This is a genomic window from Reyranella sp. (assembly GCF_965228225.1).
GTDB lineage: Bacteria > Pseudomonadota > Alphaproteobacteria > Reyranellales > Reyranellaceae > Reyranella.
In genome coordinates, this window is sequence record NZ_OZ245801.1 from 3,114,916 (window position 1) to 3,136,971 (window position 22,056).

20 protein-coding genes are annotated in these 22,056 nt (G+C 67.8%); 7 read left to right on the forward strand and 13 right to left on the reverse strand.

Features of this window, described 5'->3' with window-relative positions; genetic code table 11:
* The first annotated feature begins 161 nt into the window (after nucleotides 1–161).
* On the forward strand, nucleotides 162–1,391 hold the full coding sequence (locus ACO07K_RS15070) for an IS4 family transposase (protein ID WP_422029138.1): 1,230 nt from the start codon (nucleotides 162–164) through the stop codon (nucleotides 1,389–1,391).
* Between the two features lie 237 nt (nucleotides 1,392–1,628).
* Here ACO07K_RS15070 and ACO07K_RS15075 read toward each other — a convergent pair whose 3' ends face one another.
* Nucleotides 1,629–2,633 (reverse strand): Bug family tripartite tricarboxylate transporter substrate binding protein, encoded by a 1,005-nt coding sequence (locus ACO07K_RS15075; protein ID WP_422029140.1) that lies wholly within the window; start codon nucleotides 2,631–2,633, stop codon nucleotides 1,629–1,631.
* Nucleotides 2,634–2,814: 181 nt separating this feature from the next.
* Here ACO07K_RS15075 and ACO07K_RS15080 point away from each other — a divergent pair, with 181 nt between their 5' ends.
* Together ACO07K_RS15080 and ACO07K_RS15085 are read left to right on the forward strand one after the other, a co-directional pair.
* Nucleotides 2,815–4,908: a 3-hydroxyacyl-CoA dehydrogenase NAD-binding domain-containing protein gene (locus ACO07K_RS15080; RefSeq protein ID WP_298314828.1), complete on the forward strand. Its 2,094-nt coding sequence runs from the start codon at nucleotides 2,815–2,817 to the stop codon at nucleotides 4,906–4,908.
* Nucleotides 4,909–5,017: 109 nt separating this feature from the next.
* A complete protein-coding gene (locus ACO07K_RS15085; RefSeq protein WP_422029142.1) occupies nucleotides 5,018–6,208 on the forward strand; it encodes an acetyl-CoA C-acyltransferase in 1,191 nt (396 codons plus the stop codon).
* 534 nt (nucleotides 6,209–6,742) lie between these two features.
* Here ACO07K_RS15085 and ACO07K_RS15090 read toward each other — a convergent pair.
* On the reverse strand, nucleotides 6,743–7,537 hold the full coding sequence (locus tag ACO07K_RS15090) for a ZIP family metal transporter (protein ID WP_422029144.1): 795 nt from the start codon (nucleotides 7,535–7,537) through the stop codon (nucleotides 6,743–6,745).
* An 86-nt stretch (nucleotides 7,538–7,623) separates the two neighbouring features.
* A complete protein-coding gene (locus ACO07K_RS15095) occupies nucleotides 7,624–8,793 on the reverse strand; it encodes an alpha-hydroxy acid oxidase (RefSeq protein ID WP_422029146.1) in 1,170 nt (389 codons plus the stop codon).
* 155 nt (nucleotides 8,794–8,948) lie between these two features.
* Between ACO07K_RS15095 and ACO07K_RS15100 the strand changes: the two genes are divergently transcribed.
* The 3 genes from ACO07K_RS15100 to ACO07K_RS15110 all read left to right on the forward strand — a co-directional run bounded on the left by ACO07K_RS15100 (nucleotide 8,949) and on the right by ACO07K_RS15110 (nucleotide 11,763).
* Nucleotides 8,949–9,953, forward strand: coding sequence for an isopenicillin N synthase family dioxygenase (locus tag ACO07K_RS15100; protein WP_422029148.1), 1,005 nt, complete (start codon nucleotides 8,949–8,951; stop codon nucleotides 9,951–9,953).
* 80 nt (nucleotides 9,954–10,033) lie between these two features.
* Nucleotides 10,034–10,831 (forward strand): phytanoyl-CoA dioxygenase family protein, encoded by a 798-nt coding sequence (locus ACO07K_RS15105; RefSeq protein ID WP_422029150.1) that lies wholly within the window; start codon nucleotides 10,034–10,036, stop codon nucleotides 10,829–10,831.
* Nucleotides 10,828–11,763 (forward strand): glutathione S-transferase family protein, encoded by a 936-nt coding sequence (locus ACO07K_RS15110; RefSeq protein ID WP_422029152.1) that lies wholly within the window; start codon nucleotides 10,828–10,830, stop codon nucleotides 11,761–11,763. Before ACO07K_RS15105 ends, ACO07K_RS15110 begins: the two co-directional genes overlap by 4 nt.
* Nucleotides 11,764–11,879: 116 nt before the next feature.
* Here the strand turns inward: ACO07K_RS15110 and ACO07K_RS15115 are convergent, their stop codons facing one another.
* The 9 genes from ACO07K_RS15115 to ACO07K_RS15155 are packed head-to-tail and all read right to left on the reverse strand — an operon-like array spanning nucleotide 11,880 to nucleotide 20,069.
* On the reverse strand, nucleotides 11,880–12,995 hold the full coding sequence (locus ACO07K_RS15115; RefSeq protein WP_422029154.1) for an NAD(P)/FAD-dependent oxidoreductase: 1,116 nt from the start codon (nucleotides 12,993–12,995) through the stop codon (nucleotides 11,880–11,882).
* 1 nt (nucleotide 12,996) lies between these two features.
* The gene (locus ACO07K_RS15120; RefSeq protein ID WP_422036660.1) at nucleotides 12,997–14,403 is read right to left on the reverse strand and encodes an NAD(P)/FAD-dependent oxidoreductase; all 1,407 of its coding nucleotides are present in this window, start codon (nucleotides 14,401–14,403) and stop codon (nucleotides 12,997–12,999) included.
* Nucleotides 14,403–14,696 carry a (2Fe-2S)-binding protein gene (locus tag ACO07K_RS15125; RefSeq protein ID WP_422029156.1) on the reverse strand — a complete coding sequence of 98 codons (294 nt, stop codon included), beginning with the start codon at nucleotides 14,694–14,696 and terminating at the stop codon, nucleotides 14,403–14,405. The genes ACO07K_RS15120 and ACO07K_RS15125 overlap by 1 nt, the downstream gene beginning before the upstream one ends.
* Entirely contained in the window at nucleotides 14,677–15,816 is a 1,140-nt protein-coding gene (locus tag ACO07K_RS15130) for an NAD(P)/FAD-dependent oxidoreductase (protein ID WP_422029158.1), read from the reverse strand. Before ACO07K_RS15130 ends, ACO07K_RS15125 begins: the two co-directional genes overlap by 20 nt.
* The gene (locus tag ACO07K_RS15135) at nucleotides 15,806–16,615 is read right to left on the reverse strand and encodes an ABC transporter permease (protein WP_422029160.1); all 810 of its coding nucleotides are present in this window, start codon (nucleotides 16,613–16,615) and stop codon (nucleotides 15,806–15,808) included. Before ACO07K_RS15135 ends, ACO07K_RS15130 begins: the two co-directional genes overlap by 11 nt.
* On the reverse strand, nucleotides 16,612–17,463 hold the full coding sequence (locus ACO07K_RS15140; RefSeq protein ID WP_422029162.1) for an ABC transporter permease: 852 nt from the start codon (nucleotides 17,461–17,463) through the stop codon (nucleotides 16,612–16,614). Before ACO07K_RS15140 ends, ACO07K_RS15135 begins: the two co-directional genes overlap by 4 nt.
* Entirely contained in the window at nucleotides 17,460–18,386 is a 927-nt protein-coding gene (locus ACO07K_RS15145; RefSeq protein WP_422029164.1) for an ABC transporter ATP-binding protein, read from the reverse strand. The genes ACO07K_RS15140 and ACO07K_RS15145 overlap by 4 nt, the downstream gene beginning before the upstream one ends.
* Nucleotides 18,387–19,013, reverse strand: coding sequence for a histidine phosphatase family protein (locus ACO07K_RS15150; RefSeq protein WP_422029166.1), 627 nt, complete (start codon nucleotides 19,011–19,013; stop codon nucleotides 18,387–18,389). It abuts the gene before it with no gap.
* An 18-nt stretch (nucleotides 19,014–19,031) separates the two neighbouring features.
* Nucleotides 19,032–20,069, reverse strand: coding sequence for an ABC transporter substrate-binding protein (locus tag ACO07K_RS15155; RefSeq protein ID WP_422029168.1), 1,038 nt, complete (start codon nucleotides 20,067–20,069; stop codon nucleotides 19,032–19,034).
* A 106-nt stretch (nucleotides 20,070–20,175) separates the two neighbouring features.
* On the opposite strand from ACO07K_RS15155, the gene ACO07K_RS15160 reads away from it, so the two are divergent.
* Nucleotides 20,176–21,090: a LysR substrate-binding domain-containing protein gene (locus ACO07K_RS15160; protein ID WP_422029170.1), complete on the forward strand. Its 915-nt coding sequence runs from the start codon at nucleotides 20,176–20,178 to the stop codon at nucleotides 21,088–21,090.
* Here ACO07K_RS15160 and ACO07K_RS15165 read toward each other — a convergent pair whose 3' ends face one another.
* Nucleotides 21,091–22,035 (reverse strand): SAM-dependent methyltransferase, encoded by a 945-nt coding sequence (locus tag ACO07K_RS15165; RefSeq protein ID WP_422029172.1) that lies wholly within the window; start codon nucleotides 22,033–22,035, stop codon nucleotides 21,091–21,093.
* Between the last annotated feature and the right edge of the window lie 21 nt (nucleotides 22,036–22,056).

A 22,056-nucleotide genomic window follows, 5' to 3' on the forward strand; every position in this document is an offset into this window, starting at 1 on the left:
TCCGAGGCACAGCGGATGGAGAGTTCGATGTCGGGGATCGAGTACGGTCTTGGTGGTTTCGGCGACCGCCGGCTGCAAAAAGGGGGGCCTTGCTGCATGCGGCGCTGGTGCTGCAGCCCGGGTCGTGCATCCGACGGCTCGGCGGAACACGGGCGCGGGAGATGCAGTTCACGCGTCTGCTGCGTAACCGGTCGGTGACGGTGGAGGAGATGTCACAGCACGCCGGCACTCTGACGGGAGGTCGGGCGGCGGGCCGGGATGTTGTGGCCATCCAGGATACCAGCGAACTGGCGCTGGGCGGTCGCCGTGCGGCGGCCGCCGGCTACGGGATCGTCGGCAAGGGCGGCGCAGCGCGGGGATTGCTGCTTCACCCGGTGCTGGCGGTGGAAGCCGGCAGCGGGGCCTTGCTGGGCGTGGTGTCGATGCAGGTGTGGAACCGGGCTGAAGGGGTGCGGGCGCCGCGTCGCCAGCGCGAGACGAAGGCCAAGGAATCGCAGCGCTGGATCGACGGGGCTCGTCAGGCCGGTGCGGCGCTGTCGCAGGCGCGCAGCATCACGGCGGTGTCGGACCGCGAGAGCGACTTCTACGAGCTGTTCGCGCGCCGTCCCGCGAACGTCGAGCTGATCGTGCGGGCCTGCCAGAACCGGCGCATCGAGACATCGGCCCAAGAGGCTGAAGGCTTGCTCTTCGACTTCATCGACGGACAACCCGAGCAGGGCCGCTTCGCCGCGACCATTCCGGCAGCGCCCGGTCGGCCCGAGCGTGACACCGAGCTTGCCCTGCGCTTCGCGCCGGTGACCTTGCGCCGGCCCCTGCATGGGGCCGATCCGACCTTGCCCGAGACGCTCGACCTGACCCTGGTCGACGTGCGCGAGACCTCGGCGCCAGCGGCCGGCCAGCCGATCCACTGGCGATTGCTGACGACGCATCCTGTCGCGACCGGCCCTCAGGCGCGAAGGATCGTCGATCTGTATCGCCAGCGCTGGACGATCGAGGAGTTCTTCCGCACGCTCAAGACCGCAGGCTTCGACATCGAGGCGGCCGATATCGGCGAGCCGCAGGCCATGATCAACCTGACGGCCGCCGCCGCCATCGCCGCCGTCACCATCAAGCAACTCGTGCAGGCCCGCGACGGCACGACCGATCAACGCCTTGGCGATGCCTTCGAGCCACAGGATCAGCCTATCCTCGAAGCCGTATCGGCCAGGCTCGAAGGCAAGACCCAGCGACAGCGCAATCCCCACCCCAAAGCCAGCCTCGCCTTCGCAGCCTGGGTCATCGCCAGGCTCGGAGGATGGACCGGCTACTACGGCAAGCCAGGGCCGAAGGTCATGCGCATCGGCCTCGATCAGTTCCGCGCCATCAAATATGGCGCCTCCCTCGGACTATGAGATGTGTGAATCCGATAGCGTTTGACGGGGGAGGAAAGCTTTCTGATCGCTAGAGCGTTTCCGGACGAGATAGAATCGAGCCGAGCATCTCAACACTGACCTCACCCTGAGGAGCGAACGCAGTGAGCGTCTCGAAGGGTGGGCACGCGCACCCCATCGGTTGCCCATCCTTCGAGACGCCGTGCTGTGCACGGCTCCTCAGGATGAGGTGGTGGGTGAATGTAAAACGGAAAGACTCTAGACCGGCTGGATACCCAGCGCGACGATGCGCGGGATGAGCGTCTTCTTCAGACGCTCATAGTCGATCATGACTTCCTCGTGGGGCATCGGCTTTTCCACGAGGGCGAAGCTGTCCATCATCTTCTTGCCGGGCTCGGAATCGGCCGCCGCGACCCAGAGGTCGGACATCCGCTTCACGACGTCCTTCGGCGTCGCGGCCGGCGCCGCCAGCGCCAGCCAGCCCGACACGGTGAAGGCATCGTCGGTGAAGCCCTGCTCCTGCGAGGTCGGCACGTCGGGAAGCGCGCGCGCACGCACCTTCGACGGCGCGGCAATGCCACGGACGTCGCCCTTGACGATGAGCGCGTTCATCGCCTGCGGGCTGCCCATGGCGGCCTGCAGCTGGCCCGCGCCCATGTCCTGCCACATCGGCGCCTCGCCCTTGTAGGTCACGATCTCCATCGTGAGCCCGTACTTCTCGTTCAGCGTCTGAGCGAAGATGTGCGCCGAGGAGCCCAGCGCCCACGAGCCGAAGTTCACCTTGTTGGTCTTGGCATATGCGATGAACGACTTGAGATCCTTGACCTCGGCCGGCAGCGACTTGTGCACGACGACGGGCAGCACGCCCGAGGACGTCCCGGACACGATCGTGAAGTCCTTGTCGGGATCGAAGCCCAGCGTCTTGAACATCACCCGGTTCTGGATGAGCGTGCTCGAGACCGAGTGCAGGAACGTGTAGCCGTCCGCCGGCGCACGGGCCACCTGCGCGGCCCCGATGTTGCCGCTGGCGCCGGGCTTGTTGTCGACGATGACCTGCTGGCCGGTGGCCTGGCTGACGGACTGGCCGAAGGCGCGGGCGATGCCGTCGGTGAGGCCGCCCGCGGGAAAGTTGACGACGATGGTGATCGGCTTGTTGGGCCATGCGGCACCTTGCGCACGCACGATCGACGGCGCGGCGACGATCAGGCTGGCGCCGGCACCGGCCCGCAGCAGGCCGCGACGGGTGGTGGTTGCTTTGGTCATTTTTTCATAGCCTCCCAGTTTCGTTTTTAGGGAGCGATGCATAGCGGCTGACTTTGTCAGGAACTAGGCTGTGTAATTGCACCTATCTCCGCACGGCGAAACGCAAGGCCGCTGGGCGGGGCAGCCAGAGCTTGCTAAGACCACCCGTCCGTTACGGGTCTCAATTCAGGGAAGAACGTCCATGTCCGACGCTGTCATACGCTCCACAGAGGGGCGCATCGGAATCCTCACCATCAACAATCCGCCGGTGAATGCGCTGGCCGCGGCGGTGCGCGCCGGCATCAAGGACGGCGTCGAGGCGTTCGGCCGTGATTCGAACGTCGATGCCATCGTGCTGATCGGCGGCGGCCGCACCTTCATCGCCGGCGCCGACATTCGCGAATTCGGTAAGCCGCCGTCGGGCCCGAACCTGAACGACGTCATCGCGACGATGGAGAACTCGCCCAAGCTGATCGTGGCGGCGCTGCACGGCACGCCGCTGGGCGGCGGCCTCGAGACGGCGCTGGGCGCGCATTATCGCGTCGCGCTGCCGACCACCCGCATGGGCTTGCCCGAAGTGCATCTCGGCCTGCTGCCCGGCGCCGGCGGCACCCAGCGCCTGCCGCGCCTGACCGGCGCCAAGTACGCGCTCGACGCCATCCTGTCGGGCCGGCACATCCCGGCCGCCGAAGCCAAGAGCAAGGGCATCGTCGATGCCATCGTCGAGGGCGATCTGCTGAAGGGCGCGATCGCCCACACCGAGATGCTGCTGGCGCAGAAGGCGCCGCTGCGCCGCGTCCGCGATCTCACCGTCACCCTGGAATCGCCGGAGCTGTTCGCCGAGACCGAGAAGTCGATCGCCCGCAAGGCGCGCGGCTTCAAGGCGCCGTGGAACATCATCAAGTGCGTGCAGGCCGCGGTCGAGCTGCCGTTCGACGAGGGCATGAAGCGCGAGCGCGAGCTGTTCACGGAACTGCTGACGTCGCAGGAATCGGCGGCGCAGCGGTACTACTTCTTCGCCGAGCGCGAGGCCGCCAAGGTCAAGGACGTGCCGGCCGACACGCCGCAGCGTGAGATCAAGACCGGCGGCATCATCGGCGCCGGCACGATGGGCGGCGGCATCGCCATGAACTTCGCCAACGCGGGCGTTCCGGTCACGATGCTCGAGACCAGCCAGGAAGCGCTCGATCGCGGCCTCAAGACCATCCGCACCAACTACGAGAACACCGCCAAGCGCGGCGGCATGAAGGCCGAGGATGTCGAGAAGCGCATGGCGCTGATCACCCCGACGCTCGACTACAACGATCTCAAGGACGCCGACGTCATCATCGAGGCGGTGTTCGAGACGATGGAGGTCAAGGAGACCGTCTTCACGAAGCTCGACGAAGTCGCCAAGCCGGGCGCCATCCTGGCCACCAACACCTCCGGCCTCGACGTCAACCAGATCGCCTCCTACACCAAGCGGCCCGGCGACGTGATCGGTATGCACTTCTTCTCGCCGGCCAATGTCATGAAGCTGCTGGAGAACGTGCGCGGCAAGGCGACCGAGAAGGACGTCATCGCCACGGTGATGTCGTTCTCCAAGAAGATCGGCAAGATCCCGGTCCTGGTCGGCGTCTGCGAGGGCTTCGTCGGAAATCGGATGCTTCGCATGAGGGGCATCCAGTCGGCCTACATGATGGAGGAAGGCGCCCTTCCCCAGCAGATCGACAAGGTTGTCTACGACTACGGCTTCCCGATGGGCCCCTTCGCCATGAGCGACCTCGCCGGTAACGACGTGGGCTGGCGCATCCGCCAGGGCAAGAAGGAGAAGGAAAAGCGCAACGTGCGCTACACCGGCTACGTCGCCGACGCGATCTGCGAGCTCGGCCGCTTCGGCCAGAAGACCGGCGCGGGCTACTACAAGTACAATCTGCCCGACCGCACGCCGATCCCCGATCCCGAGGTCGAGAAGATCATCGAGGAGACCTCGAAGAAGCTCGGCATCACGCGCCGCGCCATCTCCGACCAGGAGATCCTGGAGCGCGCGCTCTATCCGATGGTCAACGAGGGCGCCAAGATCCTCGAGGAAGGCATGGCCCAGCGCTCGCTCGACATCGACGTGATCTGGGTCAACGGCTACGGCTGGCCGGTCTATCGCGGCGGCCCGATGTGGTGGGCCGACAACGTCGTCGGTCTCAAGACCATCCACGACGCGCTGGTGAAGTATCGCGACCTCTCCGGCGACCCGTTCTGGGAACCGGCACCCTTGCTCAAGAAGCTGGTGCAGGAAGGCAAGAAGTTCTCTAGCGTCTGATTCAACGACTGTGGCTCACCCCCTCCCTGCCTCCCCCGTCTGACGGGGGAGGTGCCCGAAGGGCGGAGGGGGAAAGCGACACCAAGGTTCTATCTGGAAGGAAGCTCAAATGGCTGATGCAGTAATCGTCTCCACCGCCCGCACGCCGATCGGCAAGGCATTCCGCGGCATCTTCAACGACACGCACGGCGCCGACATGGGCGCGCACGTGATCAAGCACGCCGCCGAGCGCGCCAAGGTCGACCTGGCCGAAGTCGAGGACGTGATCCTGGGCTGCGCCGCGCCGGAAGGCACCACGGGCTCCAACGTGGCCCGCGTCTCGGCCATGCGCGCCGGCGCCCCGGTCAGCGTCTCGGGCGTGACCGTCAACCGCTTCTGCTCGTCGGGCCTGCAGACCATCTCGATGGCCGCCCAGCGCGTGCTGGTCGACAAGGTGCCGGTGATGATCGCCGGCGGCCTCGAGTCCGTTTCGCTGGTCCAGGGCCCCCCGGGCGGCAACAAGAACCGCTTGGTGAACCCGTGGGTGCAGGAGCACGTGCCGGGCATCTACCACGCCATGATCACGACGGCCGACACGGTCGCCGCGCGCTACGGCATCAGCCGCGAGGCCCAGGACGAGTACTCGCTGCAGAGCCAGCTGCGCACCGCGGCGGGTCAGCAGGCCGGCAAGTTCGATGATGAGATCGTGCCGATGGAGACCACGATGCTGGTCACCGACAAGAACACCAACGAGACCACCCGCAAGACGGTCAAGCTCACCAAGGACGAGGGCAATCGCCCCGAGACGACGCTCGAGGGCCTGGCCAAGCTGCAGCCGGTCGCCGGTCCCGACAAGTGGATCACCGCCGGCAACGCCAGCCAGCTCTCCGACGGCGCCTCGGCCGCGGTCATCATGAGCGATGCCGAAGCCGCCAAGCGCGGCCTGACGCCGCTCGGCATCTACAAGGGCCTGGTCGTCGCCGGCTGCGAGCCGGACGAAATGGGCATCGGCCCGGTCTACGCGATCCCGAAGCTGCTGAAGCGCTTCGGCCTCAAGATGGACGACATCGACCTCTGGGAGCTGAACGAGGCCTTCGCGGTGCAGGTCCTGTACTGCCGCGACAAGCTCGGCATCCCCAACGAGAAGCTGAACGTCAACGGCGGCTCGATCTCGATCGGCCATCCGTTCGGCATGACCGGCGCGCGCTGCACCGGCCACGCCCTGATCGAGGGCCGTCGCCGCAAGGCCAAGAACGTCGTCGTGACCATGTGCATCGGCGGCGGCATGGGTGCCGCCGGCCTGTTCGAGGTCGTGCAGTAAGGACGGGCAGGTAGCCTCTGCGCTACCCGTTCCTGCGCAACGCTCCGGGCGGTGATGTCGATATCGAGATCACCGCCGACGGACTGTGCTTCACAAACGAGGGCGGCCGCTCGGCCGCCCTGCCTTTCAGCCAGATCTCAGAGGTCTGGCTTTTTTGTGCCCATCGGGGGAAGGGCATCATCTCGCTGGTTTACGATGGCCCGACTGTCTTCTGCTGCGAACTGAAATTCTCCGGTGGCAAGCGCATCACGCTGACCAACGAGAACGCAAAGGACGGTGCATACCGCGCTTTCGTCGAGCTTCTCCACGACCGGTTGGGGCCGACGAGACGCCGCACTCGATTTCGTGCCGGCTTGAGTTGCTTTCGTTTCCTCGCTTGGCTTTTCTTCGGCGGTCCCGCGCCCTCCCTTCGGCTCGAGGCTTGGCTCTTCTTTTTCTTGCTTGCCGAAGACCGCGCCCTCCTCCGTCGCAATTTCCCACGACGCTATCGGCCAGACATGATTCCCGAGGGCCTCCTGCCTGACGTCGGCACTCTCAGCCCAGCATGACGTCTAAAAACATCATCACCACCAGGCCGATCATCAGACCCACGGTGCCGTGGTTCTCGAAGCCGCGGCGGTGGGTTTCGGGGATGATCTCGTCGCTGATGACGAAGATCATCGCGCCGCCGGCATAGGCCAGCCCCCAGGGCAGCAGCGACTGCGCCACGGTGACGGCGCCGGCGCCCAGCAGGCCGCCGATCGGCTCGACCAGTCCCGTCAGCAGTGCCACGAAGAAGGCCTGTCCCCGGCCGTAGTTCAGGCTGAGCAGCGCGACGGCGACAGCCAGCCCTTCCGGCATGTTCTGCAGGCCGATGCCGATCGCCAGCGCGATGGCCTTGCCGGGATCGTCGCCGCCGAAGCCCACGCCGACCGCCAGCCCCTCGGGGAAGTTGTGCAGGGTGATGGCGATGACGAACAGCCAGATGCGCCGGAAGCGCGGCGCGTCGGGTCCCTGCCGTCCCATGATGAAATGCTCGTGCGGCAGGTAGCGATGGACCAGCCACAGGCTGGCAGCGCCGAACAGGATGCCGGCGATCACCAGGAGGACCGCGCCCAGCTTGGTGGCACCCTGCTCCTGCGCCACGTCGATGCCGGGAATGATGAGCGAGAAGAAAGAGGCCGCCAGCATCACGCCGGCGGCGAAGCCCAGCATGACGTCCTGCGCCTGCTCGGAGAGCTTGCGGATGAACAGGATCGGCAGCGCGCCAAGGGCGGTCGCCAGGCCCGCGCACAGGCTGGCGAGGGCACCGGCCAGGACCGGCGACGATAGAGCGAAAGCAGACAGCATCTGGACTCCCTCACCAGAACGAAACCCGGTCTGGCGAGAAAGCGCGACCTCGCGCCGAAGCGCAACCGATCTTGAGTATAGGCCGATCAGCGCCGGTTGCGGCGCAGATCCTCCTCGTCCTGCCACATCATGAACTGCGGGCCGAGATCGGCGATCCGGGTGGCGCCGATCTGGGCCATGCTGATGTCGACCTCGCGCCGGAAGATCTCCAGCGCCTTGGCCGCCCCCGCCACGCCGCCGGCCGTCACGCCGTAGAGCGTCGGCCGGCCCACGAACACGAACTTGGCGCCCATGCACAGAGCGATGATGGCATCGAGGCCGCGGCGGACGCCGCCGTCGAACATCACCGTCATCTTGTCGCCGACCGCGTCGCGGATCGCCGGCAGCACCTCAAGCGGCGACGGCGCCAGGTCGAGCTGGCGGGCACCGTGGTTGGAGACCATGACACCGTCGACGCCCATCGAGTGGGCGCGGATCGCGTCGTCGGGGTGCATGATCCCCTTCAGCACGAAATTGCCCTTCCACAGTTCGCGGAAGCGCTCGACATGCTTCCACGTCATCGGCGCGCGGTTCTGGTAGGCGACCATGTCGGCCACCTTGTCGGCCGTCGCATCGGGCCCGGCATACTTTGCCCAGTTGTCGAAATAGGGCGTGCCGTGGCGGAACCACTGCATCATCCAGGCCGGATGCAGCAGCGCCTCGAACTTTGTCTTCCAGGTGAGCTTGAGCGGCCGCGACCAGCCGTTGCGCGTGTTGCGCTCGCGGTTGGAACCCTCGGGCACGTCGACGGTGAAGACCAGGGTGCGCAGGCCGGCATCGGCCGAGCGCTTGATCATGTCCTCCGAGACGGCCTGGTCCTTGGCGGAATAGAGCTGGTACCAGCCATGGTCCGGCGCCAGCCTGCCGAGATCCTCGATCGAGCCGGTGCTGGAGCCCGACATGATGAACGGCACGTTGGCGTCGCGCGCCGCCTCGGCCAGCATCAGGTCGGCGCCGTGGCGGAACAGGCCGGCGAGACCCGTGGGGGCGATGCCGATGGGACTGGAATAGGTGCGGCCGAACAGGGTGGTGGACTGGTCGCGCACCGAGACGTCGACGAGATAGCGCGGCACGATGCGGGCCTTGCGGAAGGCCTGCTCGTTGGTGACGAGGCCGACCTCGTCGTCGGTGCCGCCCTCGATGAAGTCGTAGGCGATCTTGGGTAGCCGCTTCTTCGCGAGCTTGCGCAGATCATCGATGTTCACCACGCCGTCCATCGTCTCACTCCTCGATCCGTCGGCAGCTGCCATTCATTTGCAACATTTTGACCGGCTTTCGCTGGTCCGGCCAGAGCCGCATTCCGCCCCGCGTCCGCAACCGTCGCCGCTGGCATGCCGCTTGCTGCCCGTCGGGGAAACGGACGAGGTCCCGCATGACAAGCCCTGCCTTTCCCATCGTCGATCTCGGGCCCTGGTTCGACGGCGGCCCGTCCGGCCGCCGTGCGGTCGCCGATCGGGTTCGTATCGCCTGCGAGTCGATCGGCTTCTTCGCCATCGTCGGACACCGGGTGCCGGACGAGACGATCGAGGCGATGCGCGCGGTCTCCCGCGACTTCTTCGACCGGTCGGCGTCCCAGAAAATGGCGGTCGCGCGCCCCCGGCCCGAGCAGAACCGCGCCTATCACGCCGAGGGCACGGAAACCCTGGCGCGGCTGGCCGGCAACGAGACCCCGCCCGACTACAAGGAGGTGTTCGCCATCGGCCCCCTCGACGTGCCCGCGGACGATCCCTGGTACCACGACGCACCCGGCGCCTACCCGAACTACGCCGCCAACCTCTGGCCCTCGGACGTTCCCGGTTTCGAAGCCGCCTGGCGCAGCTACTGGTCGGCGATGGAGGGCCTGCAGGACACGATCAGCCGCATCTTCGCCCTGTCGCTCGGCCTGCCGGAGGACTGGTTCGCCAACGCTCTCGCTCGCCATTGCAGCATGCTGCGGGCGCTCAACTACCCGGCCCAGCGCCAGCTCCCCCAGCCGGGGCAGCTGCGCGCCGGCGAGCATACCGATCTCGGCATGTTGACGATCCTCAAGAACGAAGCCGCCGACGGCGGCCTCGAAGTGCGCGACCTCGACGGCAAGTGGCACGAGGCGCCGCCGGTCGAGGATGGGTTCATCGTCAATATCGGCGACCTGCTGATGCGCTGGTCGAACGACCGCTTCCGGTCGACCCTGCATCGCGTGGCCAACCCGCGCTCGGGCGGCGGCGCCCGGCGCCTGTCCATCGCCTACTTCGTGGCACCGGCCTACGATGCGATGATCGAATGCCTGCCGGGCTGCGCCACGGCGGACCGTCCGGCGAAATATCCACCGGTGACCGTCGCCGCCTATCGCAACGCCCGCTTCGCCCGCACGGCGGCGCCCATCGTCACCGCCGCCTGAGGCGCACAAAGCCCTACTCCGCGCGGGACCCTTGGGTTAGCGTCGGCCAAACGCCGAAGAGCAACAAGGGAGGCTGCGTCATGGAGTTGACGGACCAGCAGATCGAGCAGTTCGATCGCGACGGTTTCCTCGTGTTCCCCGACCTGTTCGACCGCAGCGAAGTCGCGGTGCTGCGCCGTGAGGTCGCCCGGCTGTCCGGCGTCGACAGCGAGGAGGTCGTGCGCGAACACACCGGCGGAGTCCGCACCATCTTCCGTGTCCACGAGGACGACGGCGCGACCCGTTCGAAGCCCTTCCATGCGCTGGTCCGCACGCCGCGCCTGCTGCGGCCGGTGCAACAGGTGCTGAAGGACGATGGCGTCTACGTCTATCACACCAAGATCAACACCAAGCCCGCCATCGAGGGCACGGTCTGGCAGTGGCACCAGGATTACGGTTCGTGGATGCGCGACGGATGCCGGCGGCCCGACATGGCGACCTTCAACCTGATGATGACCGACACGACCGAGATGGGCGGCGCCCTCTACCTGATCCCCGGCAGCCACAAGCTCGGCCGCATCGAACCCGTCTATGACGAATCGACCTCCTACAAGTTCTGGGCGATGCCCAGGCAGCGCATGATCGAGATCCTGAAGAGCTCGCCCGAGCCGGTTGCCGTCACCGGCCGTGCCGGCACCTGCGTGCTGTTCCATTGCAACGTGCTGCACGCCTCCGGCCACAATCTCTCGGCCGAGGACCGCTGGCACATCTACGTTTCCTGCAACACGGTGGCCAACAGGCCGCAGCTCGGCGACAACCCGCGGCCGGACTGGGTCGTGTCGCGCAACTGGAATCCCCTTCCCCTCGAGGCGGACGACGGCGTCCTGAAGGCGGCGTGAGTCCTCTCCCGACATCCCTGATCCTCCACCAGTACGACTTCTCGAATTTCGCCGAGAAGGGCCGCCTGATGATGGGTTTCAAGAGCCTGGCCTGGCGGGCCGTCGAGATCCCGCCGATCGACCCCAAGCCCAAGCTCACGCCGCTGACCGGCGGCTATCGCCGCACACCCGTGCTGCAGGATGGCGCCGACGTCTGGTGCGACACCAAGCTGATCGCCCGCGAGCTGGAGCGGCGCGTGCCGCAGCCGACCTTCTATCCGCCGAACACGTCGGGCACGGCCGACGCCATCGCCTGGTGGGCCGAGCAGCAGTTCATGCGGCCGACCGCGCTGTACGTGTCGGGCATCAACGCCGACCACATGCCCGAAGGGCTGCACGCCGATCGCGCCAAACTGCACGGCCTGCCGATCCCGTCGATCGAGGCGGTGCGCAAGGCCGCTTATCGCAATCTCCAGCTCGTGCGGCCGCAGGTGAAGTGGATCGCCGACATGCTGGCGGACGGCCGGCCTTACTTGCTGGGCGATCAGCCCTGCATCGCCGACTTCGCCACCTATCACGTCGTCTGGTTCTTCCGCGGCCGCCACATCGACTGCCGCGAAGTCTTGGCTCCCTATCCGCGCCTGCTCGCCTGGCGCGACCGCATGGCAGCGATCGGCCACGGGCACCGAACGAACATCGACGCCGACGAGGCCCTGGCGGAAGCCTGCGCCGCGACGCCGGCGAGTCCGCGCGCCTCTGACCCGCAGGAAGGCGATCCCCTGCCCGGCCAGCGCGCCCGCGTGCGGGCCGCCGACAATGCCCGGGACTGGATCGAGGGCGAGGTGCATTTCATCGACGCCGACGAGATCGCGCTGCTGCACGAGAACGACGAGGTGGGCCAGGTCGCGGTGCACTTTCCAAGGCTCGGGTACGACTGGCGGCCGATGAACTAAAGGTCCCTCGCTGACGCTCGGGATGACAATTTTGGTGTGATGACAGCAGTGCGCCAGCGCACAACATGACGACCGGCACTATTGTCATCCCGAGCGCAAGCGAGGGACCCTTGCTCTTACTTGACGCCAAACCGGTCGATGCCCAGCCCGTCGATCGGCGTGTTTGTCGAGCCAGTCGCCACCAGTTCCGCCATCACCGCGCCCGTTCCCGGGCCGAGCTGGAAGCCGTGGGTCGAGAAGCCGAACTGGTGGAAGACGCCTTCCGAAGTCGAGCTCTTCCCGACCACAGGGATGCCGTCCGGCATATAGGCCTCGATGCCGGCCCAGGCGCGCACGATCGTGGCCTCGTGCATGGCCGGGAACAGCTCCCACACCGTCCGCGCGCTGATCGCGAGCTTCTCCCAATCGAGCACCGTCTCGTTGCTGTCGCGATAGGGCGTCGAGAGATGGCCGCCGCCGATCACCACGGTGCCGTTGTCGAGCTGCTTGAAGGAAAGCTTGCGACCGCGAAGTATGACCACGGGTTTGATGAAGGCCGGCAGCCGGCTGGTGACCATCAGCATCGGCGCCACGACGGCCAGCGGCACGGGTTCGCCCAGCATCGCGGCGATGCGGTCGGCCCAGGCCCCGGCGGCGTTCACGATCTTCGGCGCCTCGAAATCACCTTGCGACGTCTCGACCCGCCAGTTGGCGCCGCGTCGCGTGAGGCCGATTACGGTCACGCCCTCGATCACCTCGGCCCCCTTCTCGACGGCGCGGCGGCGAAAGGCCTGGGTCGTACGGAACGGATCGGCAGCCCCGTCGCGGCGCGAGACGACGCCGCCGGGGCAGCGGTCGGATACGGCCGGCACGAGGCGCCGCAGCTCGGCGGCATCGATCAGCTCTTCATGCGCGAAGCCGCGCAGGTTGAGGTCGTCGACCCGCTCGCGGAAGCCCGCCAGTTCGGCCTCGCTCTCGGCCACCAGCACGGTGCCGTGCGCGCCGAAGCCGCAATCGTCGCCGACCAGCTCCTCGATGCGCTCCCAGAGGTCCATCGACGAGATCGACAGCGGGATCTCGTGCAGGTCGCGCGCCAGTTGGCGAACGCCGCCGGCATTCACGCCCGAGGCATGGCGGCCGGCATAGTCCTTCTCGATCAGGATCGGCTTCAGGCCACGCAGCGCCAGATGCAGCGCCGTCGAGCAGCCGTGGATGCCGCCGCCGATGACCACCACATCGGCCGTGCGGACCATGCTAGCGCTCCACGGCCTTGCGTTCGGCCTCGCTGATCGGCAGCGAGGCGAGCTCGGCCAGGGTGATCGGCTTCACCGGCGGGCGCAGGCGGTAGTAGCCGACCTCGTCCGGACTGGTCTTGCGCTCGGCCGCGATCAGCTCGGTGACGGTGAGACCGCACAGCCGGCCCTGGCAGGGGCCCATGCCGCAGCGCAGGAAGGCCTTCATCTGGTTCGGACCCTCGCAGCCCATCTGGGCCGTCTCGCGCACCTGCTGGGCGGTCACCTCCTCGCAGCGGCAGGCGATCGTGTCGCCCACGGGCATCCGGAACGCATCGGCCGGCCGGTTCAGCCAGTCGAGGAAGGCCCGCCCCATCTCCTCGCGCTGCAGGCGCTGGCGGATCGCCTGCGTGTCCGGCACGGCGGCCTCGGGCTTCAGCGCGCGCACCGCGGCGATGGCAGCGATGCGGCCGCGTTCTGCGGCGGCGGTGCCGCCTGCAATGCCCGCCCCGTCGCCGGCCACGGCGATGCCCGGCACCGAGCTGCCGAAATCGGCGTCGAGCACCGGCACGAAACAGAGCTGGCGGTCGTTCCAGACATGCGCCACGCCCGCCGCATTGGCGAGATTTACGTTGGGCACCACGCCCTGATGCAGCAGCAGCAGGTCGACGGGCAGGCGCCGCGTGCCGCCGGCCCCGGAGAAGACGACCTCGCGCACCCGGTCGGTGCCCACGGCCTCTATCGTATCGACGCGATGCACCGGCACCTTGGCCCGGACCTCGCGCAACAGCGCCAGCCCCTTGGCGAAGTAAGGCGAGAGCGCGAAGTCGGGCAGATGGACCGCCGCCTGCAACCAGTTGCGCCGCGGTGTGGTGTCGAGGATGGCGTCGATCGTACCGCCCGCCCGCAAGGTCTGCGCCGCCAGCAGCCACAGCAGCGGCCCGCCGCCAGCCAGCACCGTGCGCCCGCCGACCACGAGGCCTTGCGCCTTCAGCGCGGTCTGGGCGGCCCCGGCGGTCATGACGCCCGGCAGGGTCCAGCCGGGAATCGGGAACGGCCGCTCCTGCGATCCCGTGGCGATGATGACTCTGCCGGCCTCGATCACGCGCGCCTTGCCGCCGATCGACACGCCGACGAGGCGTTGCCGGTCGAGGCTCCACACGGTGGCGCCGCTGACGATCAGCGCCCCGCTCGCCTTCGCCTCTTCGGCCAGCGCGGCGCCGTCCCAGTAATCCTCGCCCAGGATCGTTCGGTCGGTCACGGGCGTCGAGGTGATGGCACGATAGATCTGGCCGCCGACGCCGGGATTCTCGTCGAACAGCACGGTCGAGACGCCCGCCCGCGCGGCCAGCGCGGCGGCCGCGAGACCGGCCGGCCCGCCGCCGATGACGACGAGTTCGTAGGAGGATGCGAGGTCCGCCGCCGCAATCATCGTCCGGCCTCCCGGCGGCCGAGCTGGGTTTCGACCTTCATGCCCTCGCGCACCGGGATCAGGCAGCCCTGGCGGCTGCCGACGCCGTCGACCGTGACGAGGCAGTCGAAGCACACGCCCATCAGGCAATAGGGCGCGCGCGGCGCCCCCGTCACGGGCGTGGTGCGGCAATGGTCGATGCCGGCCGCCAGCAGCGCGGCGGCGACGGTGTCGCCTGCCCGGGCGCTCACCTTCTTGCCGTCGACGGTGAGGACGACGGCGGGGCCGCTCTCAGCCAGCCTCTTGAACATGGAACCTCCGGGCACTGAACGGGGCGACAAGCGAGGCGTCTAGCGCACCACGGGCGATCATCGGCGCGATGGTGAGCGCATGGTTGGCGGCCAGGGTCACGCCGGAATGACAGCAGACGGTGAAGGCGCCCGGATGGGTCTTCGACTCGTCGTAGATCGGGAAGCCGTCCTGGGTCATGACGCGGATGGCGCTCCAGGTGCGCACGACATTGACGTTGGCCAGCAGCGGGAACTGGCGCACCGCGCGTTCGGCCTCGGTGGCGCTGACGCCGATCGTGAGCCCGCTCGGATCGACGCTCTCTTCCTTGGAATCGCCGATCATCACCGTGCCCTCGTCGGTCTGGCGCAGGGTGACGACGGGATGGTTGAGGAAGGGCCGCAGCCGTTCGGTGACGACGATCTGCCCGCGCTCCGGCTTCATCGGACAGTCGAGGCCGACCATCGGCGCCAGGCGCATGTTGGCGTTTCCCGCCGCCAGCGCCACCTTGGCGGCGCGGACCTCGCCTTGCGTCGTCGTGAGCCGGAACTCACCGCCTTCACGAACGATGTTTTCGACCCTGTGGCTCGGCCGATAGGTGACGCCGCGCGCGTTGAGGGCGGCATGCAGGGTGCGGAACAGGCGCAGCGAGTTCACATGGCCGTCGAGTTCGCAGAAGCTGCCGCCCACGACCTCGGGCCCGATGTCGGGCAGCATCGCCTTCACCTGATCGTGGGTGAGGATCTGGGTCTTGTAGTCGACGATGCCGGGCTGGTTGTGCAGGCGCTTCAGCACGTTGGCGCGCGCCTCCAGCTCCTTCTCCGACAGGCAGAGATGGAAACCGCCCGGCCGCTGAAACGACACGTCGAGGCCGGTCTCCTGCTTCAGGAGATCGGAGAAGCCGCGCCAGGCGTTGGACGAGCGGATCGTCCAGCCGGCATAGGGGGCGAGACCGAGCCCCTTGCTCTGGACCCAGACCAGCGCGAAGTTGCCGCGGCTCGCCCGCACCGCGCGGTCGCCCTCGTCGAGGATCACGACGCGACAGCCCTCGCGCGACAGGCCCCAGGCCGTGGCGACGCCGACCAGCCCGCCCCCCACCACCGCGACGTCGAATTCATCACCGGCCCTTGCTTCAGCGGCCATTCCCGGCGCTCCTTCCAATGAGCAGGCGTTCCAGTCCGAAAGCGCGATCGAGCACCAGCAGCGCCAGGACGGTGATGGCGATCACGCAGGCCGACACCGAGGTCACCAGCGGATCGATATTGTCCTGGATGTAGAGGAACATGCGGACCGGCAGCGTCTCCGTGCCCGGCGCCGCGATGAACACCGTCATCGTCACCTCGTCGAACGAATTGATGAAAGCCAGCGCCCAGCCGCTGACCAGCCCCGGCAGCACCAGCGGCAGGGTGATCCGCCGCAGGACCACGCTCTCGGTCGCGCCGAGCGATACGGCGGCGTGTTCGATCGAGCGGTCGAGCCCGACTGCCGAGGCGAGCGTCAGGCGCAGCGCGAACGGTATCACCACCACGATGTGCGACAGGACCAGCCCGGTGAAGGTGCCGCCCAGGCCGATCTGGGTGAAGAAGCGCAGGAAGGCGATGCCGAGCACGAGATGCGGGATCATCAGCGGCGACATGAACAGCGCCGTGACCGCTTCGCGGCCGGGAAAGCGGTAGCGCGCGATGGCCAGCGCCGCGGGCACGGAGATTCCCACCGCGATCGCCGAGGAGATCGCGCCCAGCCACAGGCTGCGCCAGAAGGCCGAGATGAACTCCGGATACTGCGCGATGGCGTAGAACCAGCGCAGCGACCAGCGGTCGGTGGGAAACGACAGGTAGCCTTCGGGCGTGAAGGCCACGAAGCAGACGACCAGGATGGGTGCCAGCATGAAGGCCACGAACAGCGCGTGGTAGGCGAGCGCCCACGGCCCGTTGCGGCTCATGCGAAGACCTGCGCGTAGCGGCGCTCGACCAGCCGGTTGGCGCTCCACACGATCGCGATGAGCGCCAGCAGCAGCAGCACCGCGACGGCGGCGCCGAGCGGCCAGTTGAGCGTGTTCAGGAACTCGTCGTAGGCCAGCGTCGAGGCGACCTTCAGGCGACGGCCGCCGATGATGGCCGGGGTGGCGAAGGCGCTGGCGGCCAGGGCGAAGACGATCACTGCGCCGGACAGGATGCCCGGCATCACCTGCGGCAGCACGATCCGGCGCAGCACGGTGAAGGGTCCCGCCCCCAGCGCCACCGCCGCGTTCTCGATCTGCGGATCGAGCCGCTGCAGCGAGGCCCACACGGCCAACACCATGTAGGGCATCAGCACGTGGGCCAGCGCGACCACGATGCCGGTTTCGGTGAACATGAAGGGCAGCGGCGCCGAGATCAGGCCCATGCCCATCAACGCCTTGTTCACGAGCCCCGAATTGCCGCCGAACAGCAGCGCCCAGCCCAAGGTACGCGCGACCACCGAGATCAGCAGCGGGCCCAGGATCACCAGCAGGAAAATCCCGCGCCACGGGCTGCGCATGCGGTTCAGGATATAGGCCTCCGGCGCGCCGAACACGGCCGCCAGCAGGGTCACGAAGAAGGCGATGCGGAAGGTGCGGGCGAACATCTCGTGGAAGTACGAATCGCCCAGCACTTCCTGCCAGTTCTTCAGGATGAAGACCGGCTCGATGCCCTTGTACTGGCCCCAGTCATGGAACGAGAGCAGCACCGTCATGGCCAGTGGCACGATCACGACGCCGGCGAACAGGACCAGCGCCGGCAGGCAGAGGAGATAGGGCGCGGCCTTCACGCGCGGCCGTCCCAGGCGAGCTGCACGGCGTCGCCCTCACCCGGCATCGCCTCGCCGGTGTTCTGGCGGATCACCGTGACGAGGCCGGAGGCGGTGTCGACCTGATAGAGCCAGTGATTGCCCTGGAAGATGCGCGTGCGCACCGTCCCGGCGAGGCCGGAGGCCGCGAAGGAGATGCGCTCGGGCCGCACGGTGGCGCCGTTCACCAGGTTGGTCTTGCCGAGGAAGTTGGCGACGAAGGGCGTGGCCGGCCGCTCATAGGCCTCGTGCGGCGGGCCGATCTGCTCGGCCCTGCCCTGGTTCATCACCACGATGCGATCCGACAGCGCCATCGCCTCGGCCTGGTCGTGGGTCACCAGGATGGTCGTCGTCCCGACCGTGCGCTGGATCTGGCGCAGCTCGATCTGCATGCCCTCGCGCAGCTTGGCGTCGAGGTTGGAGAGCGGCTCGTCGAGCAGCAGGATCTGCGGGCGGATCACCAGCGCCCGCGCCAACGCCACGCGCTGCTGCTGGCCGCCCGACATCTGGCGCGGAAAGCGCGTCGTGAAGGCGCCGAGCCCGACCAGTTCCAGCGTCTCGCCCACCCGCGTCTTCCGCTCGGCCGCGGCGACGCCCTGCATCTCCAGACCAAAGCCCACGTTCTCCGCCACGGTCATGTGGGGAAACAGCGCGTAGCTCTGGAAGACCATGCCGAGCCCGCGCTTCGCCGGCTTGATCGCCAGCAGGTCCTTGCCGGCCAGCCGGATCGCCCCGGAGGTCGGCTCGACGAAACCGGCGATCATCTGCAAGGTCGTGGTCTTGCCGCAGCCCGAGGGGCCGAGCAGCGCCACGAACTCGCCCTTCTCCACGCCCAGGGTCAGGCCGTCGACGGCGTTGTGCGCGCCGAACGACTTGGTGAGCGCCTCCAGTTCGAGGAACGCCATCTAGTCCGCGCCATGCGAGACGATGCGCGCCGCCGTGTCGCGGTGCAGCCGATAGAAGGCATCCTGCGGCTGGTCCATGTCGAGGATCTCGGCCTCGGGCACGCGCAGGAACAGGCCGCGCAGCACCCGCCCGATGCCGCCGTGGGCGAACACGGCGACCGGACGCTCCATCGCGAGCGCCGCGATATCGTCCAGCGCCGCCCGGGCACGCGCGGACGCCGCGATGTAGTTCTCGCCGCCCGGCGGCTCGTAGGTCCAGCGATCGAGCCGCCGCGCCGCCATGGCGCCCGGCCAGCGCGCCTCGATCTCCGGGCCGGTCAGCCCGTCCCATTCGCCCCAGCTCATCTCGCGCAGGCGATCGTCGAACGACCCTTCGTGATGCGCGAGGCCGGCCTCTTCTGCGGCGAGGGCCAACGTCTCACGGACGCGGCCGAGCGGGCTCGCCCGAACCACGACATCCGCAGGCGCGTGACCGGCCTGGCGCAGCTCATGCGCCAGCGCGCGCCCCATGGCGCGCGCCTGCGCCCGTCCCGTCTCGGTCAGCGGCGAGTCGAGAAAGCCCTGCGCCCGCTTCTCGGCGTTCCAGACGGTCTCGCCGTGGCGAAACACATAGACGGGATGATGCACGATCGGTCTCTTGGCCGCTCAGCGCTCGACCTCGCGGTTCCAGCGCTTGGTCCAGTCGTCACGCGAGGCGTTGATGGCATCCCAGTCCGGCGCGATGATCAGTTTCGCCCGCTCGCCGACCGGCGCCATCTTGAGTTCCGGCATGTTGACGTCGACCTTGGTGTTGACCGGCCCGTTGCCCATGGCCTTGGCCATGCCGGTCTGGACCGGCGCCGACACCAGCAGCTTGATCATCTCCTGGGCCAGCGGATTGACCGAGGCCTTGGCCACCGGGCAGGCCGAGGCGAGGAGGATGGGTGCGCCTTCCCGGGGATAGATGAAGTCGACCGGGAAGCCGGTGTTGGCGAAGGCCTGGACGCGGCCGGTGCCCCACACGGCGATGTTGGCCTGGCCCGACTGGAACAGTTCGGTCATCTTGCCCGGCGAGGGCTCGTAGACCAGCACGTTGGGATTGATGTCGGCCTTCATCACCTTGAAGCCCGGCTCGATGTTCTTCTCGCCGCCGCCGTTCATGCGGGCGTACATCATGAGCGTATAGAGGCCGTAGGTGTTGTTGATCGGCGGGATCACCAGCTGCTTCTTGAACTTCGGGTCCTTGAGGTCGTTCCACGAGGTCGGGATCGGCCAGCCCTTCTCCTTGAAGACCTTGGTGTTGATCATGAACCCGGTGCCGGTCTGACCGACGGCGACCGCCTTGTCGTCCTTGAACAGCGCGGCGGGGTAGAGCTCGCTCTTGTCGAGGCCCTGGATGGGTGCGCAGAAGCCGAGCTGGATGGCCTGGTACATCACGCCGTCGTCCATGATGGCGACGTCGATCACCTGGTTGCCCTTCTGGGCCTGCAGCTTGGCCAGCGTATCGGTGGAGTTGCCGGCGACGTATTCGACCTTCACCCCGTGCTTCTTCTCGAACTCGGGGAAGACCTCCTTGCGCAGGTGGCTGTCCCAGACGCCGCCATAGGCCGCGACCGTGAGCGTCTTCTGCTGCGCCCCGGCGGGGAGCGAACCCGCCAACAAAGCCAGTGCCGCGATTGCGCCGAAGCCTGCCAAGCGGGTCATTGTCCCCTCCGTTCGTGAGTTCCCCACGGTCAGTGTTTTATATCGGGCCACACGGCGTCAAATCCATTTTGTCGTCAAGGTCTATGCCGAAATGTTATGAAAGCCGATGCGCAGCCTGAACCCGCGTCAGATCGAGGCTTTCCGCGCCGTGGTGCTGACCGGCGGCGTCGGCATGGCCGCAAACCTGATCAACGTCACCCAACCCGCCGTCAGCCGCATGATCCGCGACTTGCAGCAGCAGCTCGGCCTCACCCTGTTCGAGCGCCGCGGCACGGGACTTGTGCCCACCAGCGAGGCGCTGTCCCTCTATGCCGAGGTCGAGCGGGCCTTCGTCGGGCTGGAACGCATCTCGCAGATGGCCACCGAGCTGCGCACGCGACGGGCCGGCTTCCTGCGCATCGCCGCCCTGCCTGCGCTGGCCAACGGCTTCCTGCCGCGCTTCGCGGGAAGCTACCTGGCCGAGCGGCCCAAGCTCGATCTCGTCCTTTCGGGTCTTGTCTCGCATGCCGTCGTCACGTCCGTCGCTCAGGGCCAGAGCGATCTGGGCTTCGCGGAAGGCTCGATCGAGCACGCGGCGGTGCGGCTCGAACGCATGCCGCCCGCCCCCTACATGGCGGTGCTGCCGCAGGACCATCCCCTCGCCCGCAAGAGGCGGTTGCGGCCGGCCGACTTCGAGGGCGAGAGCTTCATTTCGCTCGGGCACTCCTCGCTGTCTCGCTTCCGAATCGACCGCGTGTTCGCCGACCACGGCGTGAGACGGGTCATGCGCATCGAGACGCCGCTGTCGGAAATCGCCTGCTCGCTCGCCGGCTCCGGCGCCGGCGTCACGCTGTGCGATCCGTTCACCGCGACCGAGTACGCGACCCGCGGCATCGTCGTGCGCCCGTTCGAGCCGCGCATCCATTTCGAGTTCGCCGCCCTACACGCGGCGCAGAGCACGCTGCCTCCCGTGGCGCGCGTGTTCATCGACAGCTTCCGCGCCCACATCACAGCCTTCCTGCGGACACTGCCCCGGCGCTGACTATCCTGCCGGAACACTCGCCGGCCGGAAGGGCAGCAGGAACGTGAGTTCGTGCTTGTTGTTGTGGAGGTGGAGGACGGTTGCGCCCGGAATGGCCGCGAAGGCCCTGGCGGTTTCGTGATCCGTCTCGCCCTGGAACTTGATGGTGCAGACGAAGTTCCGCACCAGGCCGGTCGCCCGCCAGCGCTCGACCAGGCGCAACAGGCGAGCCGGATAGCAGATCACGTCGGAGAACAGCCAGTCGACGGGACCGACACTGTCCGGCTCGAGGCCGAACGCGCTTTCGCCGCGCCATTCGACGCCCGGCATCGCCGCCACTTTGGGATCGAGCGGCGCCTTGTCGACCGCGACGACGCTGGCGCCGAGCCGGGCCATGACCCACGTCCAGCCGCCCGGACAGGCTCCGAGATCGAGACAGCGTTCGCCCGGCTGCGGCCAGCGCCGCAGCCGCACCAGCGCTTCCCAGAGCTTCAGGTAGGCGCGGCTCGGCGGCCCGACCTTGTCCTCGACGAGCTCGACCTCGCCGTTGGCAAAAGGCGAACTGCACGAGGCGGCCGCCAGCATCCGGTCCGGCGCGAGCAGGGTCCACGAACCGAGCGGCGCGGCCGGCGCAGCGGCGGGAAAGACCACAGGCTTGGCCGAAACGTGCGGCAGCTTCTCCTGAATGAGCGCGGCACGGCGATGATGGACCGGTGCGTACATCGCCCAGTTGCGCTGGATGTCGCGCAGGGCCTTGGCGGCCGTGCCGATCGACGCCACCGGCAGCTCGACGCACTCGCGCCAGATGTTGGCGGCCCAGGCGGCCTCGTGCGCCGGCGCATCGGACAGCAGCAGGCGGCCATGTTCGGCCCGCACCGCCACGTCGGCCCGCCCGAGTTCCTCGCGCAGCTGGCTCTCGAATCCTTCGGCGGCAAGATAGGCCGTGGTCACGCGTTCGGTCGGCATCGGAGATTGAACATAATCAAT

Coding starts and splice junctions, on each gene's coding strand:
- ACO07K_RS15070 (WP_422029138.1), top strand. CDS start 162: ATGCAGTTCACGCGTCTGCTGCGTAACCGGTCGGTGACGGTGGAGGAG.
- ACO07K_RS15075 (WP_422029140.1), bottom strand. CDS start 2,633: ATGACCAAAGCAACCACCACCCGTCGCGGCCTGCTGCGGGCCGGTGCC.
- ACO07K_RS15080 (WP_298314828.1), top strand. CDS start 2,815: ATGTCCGACGCTGTCATACGCTCCACAGAGGGGCGCATCGGAATCCTC.
- ACO07K_RS15085 (WP_422029142.1), top strand. CDS start 5,018: ATGGCTGATGCAGTAATCGTCTCCACCGCCCGCACGCCGATCGGCAAG.
- ACO07K_RS15090 (WP_422029144.1), bottom strand. CDS start 7,537: ATGCTGTCTGCTTTCGCTCTATCGTCGCCGGTCCTGGCCGGTGCCCTC.
- ACO07K_RS15095 (WP_422029146.1), bottom strand. CDS start 8,793: ATGGACGGCGTGGTGAACATCGATGATCTGCGCAAGCTCGCGAAGAAG.
- ACO07K_RS15100 (WP_422029148.1), top strand. CDS start 8,949: ATGACAAGCCCTGCCTTTCCCATCGTCGATCTCGGGCCCTGGTTCGAC.
- ACO07K_RS15105 (WP_422029150.1), top strand. CDS start 10,034: ATGGAGTTGACGGACCAGCAGATCGAGCAGTTCGATCGCGACGGTTTC.
- ACO07K_RS15115 (WP_422029154.1), bottom strand. CDS start 12,995: ATGGTCCGCACGGCCGATGTGGTGGTCATCGGCGGCGGCATCCACGGC.
- ACO07K_RS15125 (WP_422029156.1), bottom strand. CDS start 14,696: ATGTTCAAGAGGCTGGCTGAGAGCGGCCCCGCCGTCGTCCTCACCGTC.
- ACO07K_RS15130 (WP_422029158.1), bottom strand. CDS start 15,816: ATGGCCGCTGAAGCAAGGGCCGGTGATGAATTCGACGTCGCGGTGGTG.
- ACO07K_RS15135 (WP_422029160.1), bottom strand. CDS start 16,615: ATGAGCCGCAACGGGCCGTGGGCGCTCGCCTACCACGCGCTGTTCGTG.
- ACO07K_RS15145 (WP_422029164.1), bottom strand. CDS start 18,386: ATGGCGTTCCTCGAACTGGAGGCGCTCACCAAGTCGTTCGGCGCGCAC.
- ACO07K_RS15155 (WP_422029168.1), bottom strand. CDS start 20,069: ATGACCCGCTTGGCAGGCTTCGGCGCAATCGCGGCACTGGCTTTGTTG.
- ACO07K_RS15160 (WP_422029170.1), top strand. CDS start 20,176: ATGCGCAGCCTGAACCCGCGTCAGATCGAGGCTTTCCGCGCCGTGGTG.
- ACO07K_RS15165 (WP_422029172.1), bottom strand. CDS start 22,035: ATGCCGACCGAACGCGTGACCACGGCCTATCTTGCCGCCGAAGGATTC.